The 14,071-nt window shown below is 43.0% G+C and carries 13 protein-coding genes; 7 read left to right on the top strand and 6 right to left on the bottom strand.

All coding sequences use genetic code 11. The features are described 5' to 3' along the window. Positions 1 to 79 precede the first annotated feature (79 nt). The 5 genes from ilvC to BGP76_RS04085 all read right to left on the bottom strand — a co-directional run bounded on the left by ilvC (position 80) and on the right by BGP76_RS04085 (position 5,783). Positions 80 to 1,561, bottom strand: coding sequence for a ketol-acid reductoisomerase (ilvC, locus tag BGP76_RS04105; RefSeq protein WP_073119084.1), 1,482 nt, complete (start codon positions 1,559 to 1,561; stop codon positions 80 to 82). A gap of 89 nt (positions 1,562 to 1,650) precedes the next feature. Continuing rightward, the gene (locus BGP76_RS04100) at positions 1,651 to 2,535 is read right to left on the bottom strand and encodes an AraC family transcriptional regulator (RefSeq protein ID WP_119843697.1); all 885 of its coding nucleotides are present in this window, start codon (positions 2,533 to 2,535) and stop codon (positions 1,651 to 1,653) included. Between the two features lie 8 nt (positions 2,536 to 2,543). Further along, the gene (msrB, locus tag BGP76_RS04095; RefSeq protein WP_119843696.1) at positions 2,544 to 2,927 is read right to left on the bottom strand and encodes a peptide-methionine (R)-S-oxide reductase MsrB; all 384 of its coding nucleotides are present in this window, start codon (positions 2,925 to 2,927) and stop codon (positions 2,544 to 2,546) included. A 58-nt stretch (positions 2,928 to 2,985) separates the two neighbouring features. Further along, the gene (locus BGP76_RS04090; RefSeq protein WP_139280863.1) at positions 2,986 to 3,357 is read right to left on the bottom strand and encodes a hypothetical protein; all 372 of its coding nucleotides are present in this window, start codon (positions 3,355 to 3,357) and stop codon (positions 2,986 to 2,988) included. A 2-nt stretch (positions 3,358 to 3,359) separates the two neighbouring features. Continuing rightward, positions 3,360 to 5,783, bottom strand: a complete 2,424-nt coding sequence (locus BGP76_RS04085; RefSeq protein ID WP_119843695.1) for a penicillin acylase family protein — start codon at positions 5,781 to 5,783, stop codon at positions 3,360 to 3,362. Between the two features lie 168 nt (positions 5,784 to 5,951). Here BGP76_RS04085 and BGP76_RS04080 point away from each other — a divergent pair, with 168 nt between their 5' ends. From BGP76_RS04080 to BGP76_RS04055, 6 genes are read left to right on the top strand one after another with little or no spacing between them, the layout of a single operon-like run. After that, positions 5,952 to 6,830: a MerR family transcriptional regulator gene (locus BGP76_RS04080; protein ID WP_119843694.1), complete on the top strand. Its 879-nt coding sequence runs from the start codon at positions 5,952 to 5,954 to the stop codon at positions 6,828 to 6,830. A gap of 47 nt (positions 6,831 to 6,877) precedes the next feature. Continuing rightward, the gene (locus BGP76_RS04075; RefSeq protein WP_119843693.1) at positions 6,878 to 8,380 is read left to right on the top strand and encodes an NAD(P)/FAD-dependent oxidoreductase; all 1,503 of its coding nucleotides are present in this window, start codon (positions 6,878 to 6,880) and stop codon (positions 8,378 to 8,380) included. Then, a complete protein-coding gene (locus tag BGP76_RS04070) occupies positions 8,364 to 9,200 on the top strand; it encodes a phytoene/squalene synthase family protein (protein ID WP_073119096.1) in 837 nt (278 codons plus the stop codon). The genes BGP76_RS04075 and BGP76_RS04070 overlap by 17 nt, the downstream gene beginning before the upstream one ends. A gap of 54 nt (positions 9,201 to 9,254) precedes the next feature. Then, the gene (idi, locus tag BGP76_RS04065) at positions 9,255 to 9,776 is read left to right on the top strand and encodes an isopentenyl-diphosphate Delta-isomerase (RefSeq protein WP_119843692.1); all 522 of its coding nucleotides are present in this window, start codon (positions 9,255 to 9,257) and stop codon (positions 9,774 to 9,776) included. Further along, positions 9,773 to 10,240, top strand: a complete 468-nt coding sequence (locus tag BGP76_RS04060; protein WP_073119100.1) for a sterol desaturase family protein — start codon at positions 9,773 to 9,775, stop codon at positions 10,238 to 10,240. The genes idi and BGP76_RS04060 overlap by 4 nt, the downstream gene beginning before the upstream one ends. After that, on the top strand, positions 10,240 to 10,947 hold the full coding sequence (locus tag BGP76_RS04055; RefSeq protein WP_073119102.1) for a lycopene cyclase domain-containing protein: 708 nt from the start codon (positions 10,240 to 10,242) through the stop codon (positions 10,945 to 10,947). The genes BGP76_RS04060 and BGP76_RS04055 overlap by 1 nt, the downstream gene beginning before the upstream one ends. Here the strand turns inward: BGP76_RS04055 and pafA are convergent. Then, entirely contained in the window at positions 10,920 to 12,551 is a 1,632-nt protein-coding gene (pafA, locus tag BGP76_RS04050) for an alkaline phosphatase PafA (protein ID WP_119843691.1), read from the bottom strand. The genes BGP76_RS04055 and pafA overlap by 28 nt on opposite strands. Before the next feature lie 99 nt (positions 12,552 to 12,650). Between pafA and BGP76_RS04045 the strand changes: the two genes are divergently transcribed. Next, positions 12,651 to 14,063 (top strand): CCA tRNA nucleotidyltransferase, encoded by a 1,413-nt coding sequence (locus BGP76_RS04045; RefSeq protein WP_073119105.1) that lies wholly within the window; start codon positions 12,651 to 12,653, stop codon positions 14,061 to 14,063. The last annotated feature ends 8 nt before the right edge of the window (positions 14,064 to 14,071 follow it).

The raw sequence follows: 14,071 nt of genomic DNA, 5'->3' as shown, positions 1-14,071 counted from the left end.
AGACCAAAAAAAGCTCATACCAAATCGGTATGAGCTTTTAAGTTTTAACTAAAAGTTTTTTAGAATTTCCCTGTAAGGATTACCCTAAAGCAATTTGCTTCATAGACGTCATTGCTTTACGCAATCTTGATCCTACTTTCTCGATATCGTGTGATCTCAACTTCTCATTGATCTGGATCAAAGTCACGTTATCTACTTGACCATCTACCGTATCGTTGTAATCCATACCGATGATGTCCGTCTCTACTGACTTCATGAAGTCTCCCAGTAGTGGCTTACATGCGTGATCGAATAGGTAACATCCATACTCCGCAGTATCAGAGATCACTCTGTTCATCTCGAACAATTTTTTTCTAGCGATCGTGTTGGCGATCAATGGCGTCTCATGCAGTGACTCGTAGTATGCAGACTCACCTTTGATTCCTGCTTCAGTCATCGTCTCATAAGCCAACTCTACGCCCGCTCTGACCATAGCGACCATCAATAGACCTTTGTCATAGAACTCTTGCTCAGTGATCTCTACGTCCGCAGCTGCGGTTTTCTCGAAGTTGGTCTCACCCGTCAAAGCTCTCCAGTTCAATAGGTTCTTGTCATCCTCAGACCAATCTTTCATCATCGTAGAAGAAAACTCACCTGACATGATATCGTCTTGGTGCTTTTGGAATAGCGGTCTCATGATGTCTTTCAACTCCTCAGAGATCTCAAAACACTTGATTTTGGCTGGGTTAGACAATCTATCTACCATACCAGACACGCCACCGTGCTTGAGTGATTCGGTGATCACTTCCCATCCGTATTGGATGAATTTAGATGCCCAACCAGCGTCTACACCTTTCTCAGTCATCTTGTCAAAGCATAGGATAGATCCAGTCTGCAACAGACCACAAAGGATCGTCTGCTCGCCCATCAAATCAGATTTTACTTCTGCGACGAATGATGATTTCAAACATCCCGCTCTGTGTCCACCAGTTGCAGCAGCATACGCTTTGGCATACGCCCAACCTTTACCTTCTGGATCGTTTTCTGGGTGCACTGCGATCAATGTCGGTACACCAAATCCTCTTTGGTATTCGTGTCTTACTTCTGATCCAGGAGACTTAGGTGCCACCATGATCACGGTGATATCTTCTCTGATAATTGTACCTTCTTCCACGATGTTGAACCCGTGAGAGTATGAAAGCGCAGAACCTTTTTTCATCAATGGCATCACAGCCTTCACCACAGCGGTGTGCTGCTTGTCTGGTGTCAAGTTGATCACCAAATCAGCCGTAGGGATCAAGTCATCATACGTACCAACTGTAAATCCTGCTTCAGAAGTATTGACGAAAGAAGCTCTCTTCTCATCGATCGCTGCTTGACGCAATGCATAAGAGATATCCAATCCAGAATCTCTCATATTGAGGCCTTGGTTGAGGCCTTGTGCACCAGCACCTACGATGACAATTTTCTTCCCTTTCAAAGCCTCAACGCCATCGTTGAACTCCGAACCATCCATGAATTCACATACGCCGAGCTGATTGAGTTGCTCTCTAAGCGGTAGTGTGTTGAAATAATTTCCCATTTATCTAATGTTTTTATAATGCTATCAAATATCGATAACACAAAGGTGTATCATCCGATTTGTATCCTTATGGTGATAATGAGAAAAGTTTAGGTACTTTTCAACGATTCCTCTCGGTAGGCATTGGGAGTCTGCCCGGTAAACTTCTTGAAAAACTTACTAAAATAGGACTGATCCTTGAAACCCAACTGCATAGATATCTCTGAGACAGACAAATCTGAATGCTTCAAAAGACGCTTAATTTCAAGCACTTGCTTGTCAAAAACCAATTCCTTAGAAGTCTTACCTGTCAACTCTTTCACCGTATGTGTAAGGTGATTTTCTGTTACATTCAGTTCCTCAGCATACTGTTTGATACTGAAATTCAACTGGTATTTTTCCTCGATCAACTCACGAAAACGCTTGACCATGAGATGACCTTTCCCTTTTTCGATGGCACGTTGCTCTCGTGGATAGAGGCGTTCGCAGGTATTGAGGATCAGATCGAGTAGGGAGTTGGCAAACTCCTGGCTCTTCTCCTCTTCCATGACCTTAGCCCCTTGCCGAAAAAGCCCCTTAAGAAACAGCGTATCACTCTCCTCTACCAAAAGCAAGGGAGGGTTCTCTTGTTTGAGATTGAAAAAAAAGGGAAACTCCAGCAGCTTGTTCTTGTTGCTGCGGTCTAGAAGATAAAACTCCGCGGTAAAGAGAAAAATATAGCCATCGACATCCTTGGACAACTCCAGTTTGTGCGTCTGTCCCGGGCTGAGAAAAAACACACAAGGAGGCTTGATTTCGTACTCGTTGCTATCGATCACATGAATCCCTGAGCCCTGTGTCAAAAACAGCACTTCAAAAAAATCATGACGGTGCGGGTACTGCACCTCAAAGTGGCGATTGGCATCAAACACCTCTACCTGAAAGGGCAAAGCTGAACCCGCCACGGGCTTGAACTTATCCAAACTGTATATAGGTATGCCTTTATGCTCCGCCATACTAGGGGCTACTGTTCTTTAAAATCGATTGACACGGAGTTGATGCAGTATCTCAAACCTGTGGGCTCTGGCCCATCAGTAAAGACGTGCCCCAGATGTCCTCCGCAGTTGGCACACGTGACTTCAGTACGTGTCATGCCATGAGAGGTATCGAGGTGATTGGTCACCTTGGTTTTATCAGCAGGTTGAAAAAAGCTCGGCCATCCACAGCCCGCATCGAATTTGGTATCTGAGGCAAATAATTCTTCTCCACATCCTGCACAGACATATTTACCATCCTTATCAAAGTCCCAATACTCCCCAGTAAATGGACGCTCCGTTCCCTTCTCTCTCAAGACGCGAAACTGCTCCTCGGTGAGTTGATCCTTCCATTGACTTTCTGTTTTTTTCATGGTGTGTTCTTTTTGGTTACCCTCTTGAGATACGAAACAAAAGGCATCCCAGATACAATCAGCTATAAAAACTCTTCTCTTTCTTCTTGATGAACAGCTGCCTGAAGCTATTGCCCGTAAAAGCACCCAAAGCTCCTGCTACCGCACCTAAAAGCCCCGTAGCAATAATCAGCATATTCACATCATCGACTGGAAATAGTGCAACGATTTTCAGCGACATAATAGAATCAACCTCTACATCTTCCTTCCATGCCATGACCATCCAAAGCAGTCCTCCACCTAAAAAACCACTCAGGAATGCGTTAAAATTACTCCCTGGCAAAAAGAAAGCGACTACACCTGCCACCAAAACCAAACACCACCATGGCATGATCAATGACAAGAATAAACTGAATGTACCAATACAGATAAGTCTTAATAAAAACCTCATGATTATTCTGATTTTAGGGTTTGTGTAAATACAACATTTGGGTTCACTTCTTTCTCAGAGCGTAAAAAATTCAGAGGATAATACTTCCCTGTTGCCCATTTTTCGATCATTTCAGCATAGGCAGGGTTCCCAGGGTTTCCAGACTGACTACCCGGATATACACCCCAGGCCCGTACTTGGCCAGGATCCAGCTCTACCACCATTCGCCATGATGGACCATGCGTAGCACTCGCTGCGTTCACAATATTCCTATTACCACCGATCGCTATATTCTCAACAGAGAATGGTGCTAGTTTCAAGATGTGGTTGGCAGTCGTACCTTTATATAAGTACCAATCTGCACGATCCAGTTCGTTGTCTTTTTTCCACTCCTCTATCTCGTTCACTGCTATCTCGAAAGTTTGATTAATCAAATCCATAGCAGACTCCTTCTTTTCAGTTTCTTGCACATCGAAGTACTTATTGTACGGGTCAGTGTTCATCAAATGAATGGTATTGAATACATGCGGCTTCATCAACGCTACCTCTCGATCCACAAACTCATCCCAGATCAATGGATAGAGCGCATTCCACCATGCCTCATAATAACTCGCCGACTGCACTTTGGGATCATTGAAATAATCCCACCTCCTGAGAATCGTATAAGCACCTTTGGCAGCTAGAGACAGATTAGCCGTATCAAGACTATCCAGCATCAGTGGCAAACTTTCCGAAGCACGGTAGTTGTAGTTATCATTCTGAAGTTTCATCATATCACCTACCTCTATGCCACTCATCAGTGAGAGTCGGTCGTTGATACGTCGGTTGCGATAGAACTCATAGTTGTAATCATAGACATAATAAGGATATGTAGAATCTACTGGGTGTTGGTTGGCTGAACTCAAAAAGCCTTGTTCGGGATTAAGTGCAAATGCTTTCTGCTCATGCGGAATGTAGGTCGCCCACTCTTGACGCGAATCACGCCCATCCATCAGGAATTTACCTTGCTCCTCCCACTTGACCGGAAACTTACCATTGATCCACATCGCGATATCTCCCGACGCAGATGCAAAAGCAAAATTCTGTGCAGGGGACTCGAAATACTCCAGAGCCGCTGTATATTCTTGATAGTTTTTAGCACGGTTCAGCAGATAGAAGGTGTTCACTTCGACCGTCTCTTCATGTGCTGTCCATTTCATCGAAAAGTTGACTTCTTCGCCATTGCCCATAAAGTTATGATCATAAACGACAGGCCCGTAGTGTGTATAGACGATGGTATCGTATAAGGTTTCTCCGTTCCTCACTTTGATTTCCTCTACAATCTTCTCCGTTTTCAACCATTTGTTATCATAGCGGTACTCTTCTCTCCTATCATTCCTAAACTCGATCTGATACCAATCCACTACATCACGCTTGGCATTGGTCACGCCCCATGCGATAGAGTCATTAAACCCAACAATCACGCCAGGTGCACCTGGTATCGTAGCTCCAAAAGTATTGATGCCTGGTGCACTGAGTTGATTGACATACCAAATAGACGGTAGGTTCAGCGCCAAATCAGGCTCATTGGCCAACATGGCTCTACCATTAGCCGCTTTCTGGGGAGATACAACGAAATTATTCGAGCCATTGCTCGGGTCTGGTTTTTCGATCGTCTCTTGGGTAAGTACTAGTGGAAATGTCACATCAGGCTTTTCTACCGCTATCGGTTCGAAATCCCATGGTGTACCGCTAGGGATCACTGGATCTACTGTCGCAAATGACTCAGGAAACAGCAGTTCGAAATCTTCTCTCCCAAACAATTTCAGGGCATTAGTATTTTCTAAATCAGCCTCCCCAGATGCCAGCATATCAGCCATATATTTTAGGAGCAAACAAGATTTCAGTTTCGTCCAAGGCTCAGGCTTATAATCTAGCAGTTTATACTCTATCGGGTAGTCTTCATAGCTCAGGGAGTTGATCCAATAATTGACGCCATCGGCATAGGCCTGCATCATATTATCAGCCTTTGGATATTCTTTGAGCAGTTCCAAAGAACGCTTAGCACCATATTTGAGTCCCTTCCGTCTATTCTTCTTGTCAAAATCTATGGCCTTTTCACCAATAATTTCCGAGATGCGTCCTTCGGTAGCCATCACCTGAAACTCCATCTGCCACAGCCTGTGATAGGCAGTGATATAACCTTGAGCAAAATAAAGATCATAGTCATTCTTGGCAAATATGTGAGGAATCACCTGCTCATCGAATTTCAGAATAACATTTTCTTTCAGTTGTTTTGCCTTGAGTTGCTCTGGCAGACCGATTCTTTCCTTTTCCCCATTCATCCAAAAACCAGTAAACGGGCTAATAAACTTTCCCAGCGGTGGAATATCTCCTTGTTTAAAATTGACATAAGAAATGAACATGATTGTCAAAATCATGGCCACAAGAAACCTGAATACTTTCATATTGGATGGGTATAAAATTGAAGGGTCTAAGATAAGTGAGATGCAACAGGCAGACAAAAAGTGATCTCAATAAGTTGCAAATAATCTGAAGGAACTCACTACACTAATTATAGAGTATTGATTAAATTTCATTTTCAATTCGAGACAACACGCAACTATTAGGAGATTTTGGGCAAATATTCAATCAAAGAACTGGAGAGATTATCGGGTATCAAGGCGCATACGATTCGGATTTGGGAGAAGCGCTACCAACTCATCGTCCCCTCAAGATCCAAAACAAACATCCGCTCTTACAGTGATGGTCAGCTCAAAAAACTACTCAATGTCTCTTCCTTGATCAACCTAGGTTATAAAATATCCAAGATCAGCGAAATGTCTGACGCAGACGTGTTAGGTATTCTGGAAGAAAATGAAAAAAAATCAGATGTTCGTTCTTCTCAAGAACTAACCATGTATCGATTGATCGAGCCTTGTATTAGTTTTGATGAAGTCGGCTTGGACAAACAAATCCAACAGATCATAGCACAAACCAATTTGCAGGATGCTTTTTCTGAATTCTTCTTCCCGCTACTCAACCGTATCGGTTTCCTATGGCGCGCCAACAAGGTATCTCCCGCACACGAACACTTCCTCTCCAACAAACTCATGGGACTACTACACAGTGCTATGCCCGCGTCACAGTCTGTTACATCTTCAGAGAATTATTTACTGTTTTTACCCGAATGGGAAGAACATGAAATACTTCTATTGTTCTGCAACTACGTACTCCGCACTAACGGTATAGCAACGGTGTACCTAGGCAGAAGAGTTCCAATCGCAAACCTGAATGAAACCATAGCAGACATAAAACCCAGTAAGCTGATCACTATTATCACCACACCTAACTATGAAAAAGATATCAAAAAGTACTTTAAAGCAATCTCACACTTAGAAAACAGTCCACAGGTGATCGCTGGAGGCAGTCAAAACTATAGCCAAGTCCTTAAGGACTTTTCTACTATGAGCTGGGTCAACAGTACACAAGAACTACTTTCGCACACATACTAATGTTTAACTTTTTTTCATTTTAATTAAACAAAACGTAAATTAGAGCCATGAAACACACTTCACCATATCACGCTACTGTTTTAGGATCTGGCTTCTCAGGGATGGCGGCAGCTTCTAGCCTAGCGAAACATGGCTTGAATGTTGATGTTTTTGAGAAGAATAGTGGTCCTGGTGGGCGCAGTAGCTTGTACCACGAAGCAGGGTTCACCTTTGACAAAGGGCCAAGTTGGTACTGGATGCCAGATGTCATGGAAAGGTTTTTCAATCGCTTTGACAAATCTACATCTGACTACTTTCAGCTTAAAAAACTCGACCCAGGGTTTCGCATCTATTTTGGCAAAGGAGAGTCTATAGACATACCTGATACGCTAGAGAAACAAAAGGCTCTTTTTGAATCCCTGGAATCTGGTAGTGGAGTCAAACTAGAAAAATTTCTAGCAGAATGTAAGATCAAGTACGATGTAGGTATCAACGATCTGGTCTACAAGCCGGCCTATTCTCTGCTAGAGTTCATGTCGTTTGATACCATCTACAAGATGATCAAGATGAATGCGCTACAGTCTATTCACAAATACGTCCGTAGCATTTTCAAGCACCCATACATTCTATCGTTACTGGAATTCCCTGTGCTATTCTTAGGTGGGACTGCCAAAACAACTCCCTCACTCTACAGCCTAATGAACTACAGCTGTCTATCGCAGGGCACTTATTATCCCATGGGTGGCTTCTACCAACTATCTGATGCCATGTACCAGCTGGCACAAAGCCAAGGAGTCAATTTTCACTTTAACGCTCCAGTCGAACAGCTTTCTATCCAAGACAAAAAGATCAACCAAGTCACCAATGGCCAAAACTATCCTACTGACGGATTAGTATCATCTATAGACTACCACTATTTCGAGCAGGTGCTGATGAAGAACCAAGCAAACTACAGTGAAGCCTACTGGGATCAGCGAGTCATGTCTCCATCTGCACTAATATTTTACATAGGTGTCAAGGGAAAAGTAAAAAACCTGATCCATCACAATCTATTCTTTGACGAAGATTTTGATCATCACGCCAAAGACATCTATCAAACTCCACAGTGGCCCGAAAAGCCACTCTTCTATGTCTGTTGCCCAAGTAAAACGGACGACACTGTCGCACCAGCGGGTGACGAAAACCTATTTGTACTGATGCCACTAGCCACAGATATAGAAGATACCGAAGAGATTCGTTCTCGGTATTTTGATAAAATCGTGGGTCGATTAGAAAATATCATTGGGGATAAAATAGTTGATAGAATAGTAGTCAAAAAGAGCTACTGCATCAACGATTTCAAAGCAGAATACAATTCATACAAAGGCAATGCCTATGGATTGGCTAATACGCTGATGCAGAGTGCCATGTTTAAACCGACAATGAAAAGCAAAAAGATCAAGAATCTATTCCACTGTGGTCAATTGACTGTACCTGGGCCAGGTGTCCCCCCTGCCATCATTTCTGGTCAAGTTGCTGCTGCTCAGTTAATGTCTCACTTTAACCACGACTCGTATGAAAAGTATCTTTGATGATATATCCTTCCGATCCAGTAAAACCATCACGAGAAGCTATAGTACCAGCTTTTCGATGGGTATTTACTTTTTGCATCGCAGTATTCACGATGCGATTTATTCTATTTATGGATTTGTCCGACTGGCAGACGAAATCGTGGATTCCTTTCATGGCTATGACAAAGAAGCGATGTTGCAGCAGATTCGTAAGGAAACACAAGCCGCCATTGATCAAAAAATCAGCATTAACCCCGTACTTAACGCCTTTCAACATACAGTGCATAACTATCAGATCGAATGGAAATTGATAGATCTATTCTTGAAAAGCATGGAAGCTGATCTGATTGAAGACAAACACAATCTCCAGTCCTTTGAGGCCTATATCCTCGGGTCAGCAGAGGTGGTTGGCCTCATGTGTCTGCGTGTATTCACCAATGGTAACAGCACGATGTACGAGCATCTAAAGCCTGCTGCGATGAAACTCGGATCGGCTTTTCAAAAGGTTAATTTTCTCCGAGACCTAAAAGCTGACTACCAAGATCTCGGGCGATCGTACTTCCCTGATGTCGACATGAGTCAACTTCAGGACTGTGAAAAAGAAAAAATAGAGCAAAGCATTCTAGCAGATTTCGACGATGCTCTGATAGGTATCAAACAACTACCTAGCAACTCTAAACTCGGAGTGTACCTAGCTTACATTTACTACAAGCAATTGTTTATTAAAATAGCCAAACTCCCTGCCAACCGTATCATGAACGAAAGAGTACGTATATCTAATGGGTACAAAGTCCGCCTGATGCTTAACTCTATTTTCAAGTATCAAATGAATATCATCTAACTCAACCTTTTAATCCAAAAACTCATCCTTAAATTTGCGTCAAAAGCACTCCTCATGGAAGAAGTAGTATTAGTAGATCATCTTGACAATGAAATCGGCACAGCAGAAAAACTCACTGCTCACCGTGATGGTTCATTGCATCGTGCATTCTCTATTTTCTTGTTTAACTCCAAAGGTGAAATGCTGCTACAGAAACGGGCGGCAGGCAAATACCATTCTGCAAACCTGTGGTCCAACAGCTGCTGCAGTCATCCTCGACCTGCTGAAAACTTGGCAGATGCTGCACATAGACGAATGCGGGAAGAATTAGGAATCACCACGGATCTGAAATGGCTACTGAGCTTTCAGTACAAAATTGATTTTGACAATGGGCTAATCGAGCACGAGCTAGACCATGTATTCGTAGGACAGACGGATCAGCCTATGCTCCTCAACCCCGACGAAGTATCAGAGATCAAATACATCGATCCACAACAACTCAAAAAGGATATCGCTGTACATCCAGACCAATACACTTTTTGGTTCAAGGAATTGGTCGATCGTGTATTAGACAACTATCAACCTTCTATACTATGATGTGGATCAATATACTGGTCATGCTGCTAACCACTGTCATGATGGAAGGAGTCGCGTGGGTTTCGCACAAGTACCTCATGCACGGCCTCCTATGGAGACTCCACCGTGATCATCACGACAAAAAATCAAAAGGCTGGTTCGAAGAGAACGATTTCTTCTTCCTGATTTTTGCAATCCCAGGCATAGCCTTGACATACCTCGGTTTCCATACGATGGCGACTAGTGTCGTCTTTTGGGTAGGCGCTGGGATTACACTGTATGGCTTTTTGTATTTCTCTATACACGACATTTTTATCCATCAGCGTTTCAAATGGCTCTCCAAATCCAATCACCCCTATTTTCAAGCGATCAGACGAGCACACAAAGTACATCACAAGCATCTAGGCAAGGAAGATGGAGAGTGCTTTGGCATGCTTTACGTTCCCAAAAAGTACTTTAAGCAGTACCAAAAGAAAACGGACTAATGGATCGATTCACCTATTTGATTATCGATCTCGGGGCTTTGACAGTTCCTTTTCTATTCAGTTTTCATCCTAAACTGAGATTTGATCGGGAACTCAAATATTACCTCCCTGCGATGTTTATAGTAGCCATACCATTTTTGGTGTGGGATCAGTATTTCACGAGCATTGGTATCTGGGGATTCAACCCTGATTATCTAAGTGGACTATATATTGGACAATTACCGATCGAAGAAATATTGTTTTTCCTATGTATCCCCTACGCCTGCGTATTTAGTTACCATTGTTTCATCGTCGGAAAATTCAATAAGATATCTAGCCAATCGGCCAGTATGATTATTATGGCGATCTGTGTAGTACTAGTGATCATATTACTCTTTCATTTCGGGAAATACTACACCACCTCCACATTCGTCCTGCTGGTTGGGAGTTTAATCTACCTGACATTCGTACGAAGAGCCGAATACATCAAAGACATCCTATTTGCCTATACCTTCCTACAAGTCCCCTTCTTTATCACCAATGGTCTACTAACAGGATCATGGATAGATGAGGCCATCGTCTGGTACAACGACACAGAAAATATAGGCTACAGGATCGCGACTATACCGTTCGAAGACACCTTCTACGGCATGTTACTTATTCTTTGGAACATTGCACTCTATGAGTGGATCAAAAAACGCTATTCGAAAACCTCTACGATAGGTTGACCCGTTGCACCACTCGGTAGACCTATATTGAGCAGCATAGAGATCGTCGGAGCTATATCCGTGATCGGATGGTAATCGTAGGTTTTCCCCTTGCGCACTCCCCATCCATAAAACAACATCGGTACATGCGTATCATAGCTATAATGAGAACCGTGTGTCGTCCCTGTATTTTCACCATTAGGATCACCGTCTATCCAACCAGAATTAATAATCAAAAGGATATCTCCTGACCTGTGCTGATTGTACCCAGCTGCTAACATGGATACATCATAATTATTACCAGAATAGTTACTGATATCATCACCATCATAGACAGCATTGATTCCGTCCGTTTTTTTCAGAAGTGAAATCAAATATGCTTTAACATCCGACACTGTAAGACTACTTTCTCCTATCAAGTCATGATTCAAAAATAACTGCTCATTGCTGACACTTTCTATCAAACTATCTATCCCGAAGGCTTCATTCAGCTTGGCATTAAGCACTTCACGTGCCGAACGCTCACCCCAATAATCTGCAGGCATGTGCTTTTCCTTCATCGCCTCTGGGATCGGAGCTACCGCATGATCAGCCGTGAAAAAAACCGTCCACTGCCCCTTGCCTACTTTCTCATCCAAAGCCTGAAACAAAGATTCTAGATCACGATCCAAGCGAACATAGGTATCTTCTACCTCTTTAGAGTACGGCCCAAAAGTATGGCCTACATAATCTGTTGACGAAAAACTCACTGCGAGAAAATCCGTCACTTCATCCTGTCCTAGCCCTTCACTCTCCAAACTGGCTTTAGCAAACTCCGCTAAGATAGTATTGCCCCAAGGAGTAGACTTAATCAAGCTTCTTGGCTTGCTATATGCTTTCAAATCATAAGGAAAAGTCGCCTCATTTTTTCCAGCAAAAGGACGCTCTCCAGCTCTATTATCATCACCAGACTCGACATATTTCTCTATTGGGAAGAAAGTCTCCCAAGCCCCCTGCATATAACTATCTGCTAGACCTTGCTTGTTGAACTTTTTGACCCATTTAGGCAAAGCATCCTTATAATAAGAGCTCGTCATGAACTCACCCGTCTGGGTATCATACCAATAAGCAGCATCTGGTTGATGTCCCGCTGGCAGTACCGCTCCTCTATCCTTGATTGACATGCCTATGATTTTGGCTCTCTCTTGATAAAATAGCGCCAGCTCATCCGTGACAGTTGTAGTTTGTAGATTGACAGGTGATATTTTACCTGTCTCTGCTGATCCCCCTACCTGTGTCATCGTCTCATCTTCTACACAGTACCTATATCGTTTCTCCTCCTTGTCATACCAGTCGTTAGCGATAATTCCGTGGACTCGGGGAGTCGTCCCAGTATAAACCGAAGCATGACCAGGCGCCGTCTTGGTAGGGATATAATTGAAGTGGGCATTTTTCACCTCAAACCCATCGTTCATGAGGCGCTTGAATCCACCCTCACTATAATGGTCATAAAACCTGTAGAGGTACTCCTCACGCATCTGATCCACGACTATACCTACTACCAATTTAGGACGTTTGACGCCCTCCTGACTCACTCCAACAAAGCCTGAAAAAAGGCCTACTATCACTAAAATTATCCTATTCATTTTATCATTTTTTAAGGATTTCAAGTTAAATCAAACATTGACATTCGATGTTAACTGTGAATTAAATTTTTAAAATTAATTTTGCGGAAAATTAACAATTTGAATCTCTCTACAAGTCTCATCCCCCAAACAATATTTGAAAGTGTCACTGAGTCGGCATCCGAACTATCAGTCGACACCTATGTAATAGGTGGTTTCGTCAGGGATATATTGCTCAAACGCCCATCCAAAGACATAGATATCGTCTGTGTGGGTAGTGGGATTGCACTTGCCAAAACGACTGCCAAAAAACTAGGTACAAAACGAGTCACCACCTACAAGAACTTTGGTACGGCCATGATCAAGTATGAAGAGCATGAAGTAGAGTTCGTAGGTGCACGAAAAGAGTCCTACAGACAAGAATCTCGTAAACCAACAGTAGAAGACGGCACGCTAGAAGATGACCAGAACCGCCGAGACTTCACGATCAATGCTTTAGCCATCAGTCTCAGTTCCAATAACTATGGCGAGCTGATCGACCCTTTTGATGGAGTCAAAGATCTGAAACGAAAAATCATTCGTACGCCACTAGAGCCTAGCATCACCTTTTCAGATGACCCCCTGCGCATGATGCGCGCGATTCGATTTGCTAGCCAGCTCAACTTCGATATCGATCCAGACACCTTCGACGCGATCATCAACCAAGCAGACCGCATCAAAATCGTATCGAAAGAAAGAATCATCGTCGAACTCAATAAAATCATCTTATCCAAAACACCTAGTTACGGGTTCAAACTGCTGTTTCAATGTGGACTGCTCAAGCTTATCTTTCCTGAGATGACAGACCTCTACGGCGTAGAAACACGTGAAGGCAAATCACACAAGGACAACTTCTATCACACCCTACAAGTCCTAGACAACATCTCCGAAAACACAGATGATTTGTACCTCAGGTGGGCAGCCATCCTACATGATATCGCCAAACCACCTACCAAACGATTCAACAAAAAAGTTGGCTGGACCTTTCATGGTCATGAAGATCGTGGAGCTCGAATGACTCCAAAAATTTTCAAGCATCTCAAACTACCCCTCAACGACAAGATGAAGTATGTCCAAAAGCTAGTAAGACTACACCTCAGACCTATCGCCCTTGTCAAAAAAGAAATTACCGATTCGGCAGTGAGGAGATTGCTATTCGAGGCTGGCGATGATGTGGACGATCTCATGACACTCTGCAAGGCAGACATCACCACCAAGAACCCTAATAAAGTTCAACGCTATTTACAAAACTTCAAAGTCGTAGAGCAAAAGCTCAAAGACATAGAGGAACAGGATCAAGTCAGAAACTTCCAGCCTCCAGTGACTGGGGAGGAAATCATGGAGATATTTAACCTAAAGCCCTCTCGTATCGTTGGGGATATCAAAAATGAAATCCGTGAGGCTATTTTAGAAGGGACTATCCAAAACGATAAAAAGGAGGCACTGAATTTGATGTACACCATCGCCAAAGAAAAGGGTTTGGAGAAGTCATAAGTTCAGCA

Source organism: Reichenbachiella sp. MSK19-1 (assembly GCF_003590315.1).
Classification (GTDB): Bacteria; Bacteroidota; Bacteroidia; order Cytophagales; family Cyclobacteriaceae; genus Reichenbachiella; species Reichenbachiella agariperforans.
The sequence above is the reverse complement of the archived record's forward strand: the minus strand, read 5'-3'. Positions and strand labels throughout refer to the sequence as shown.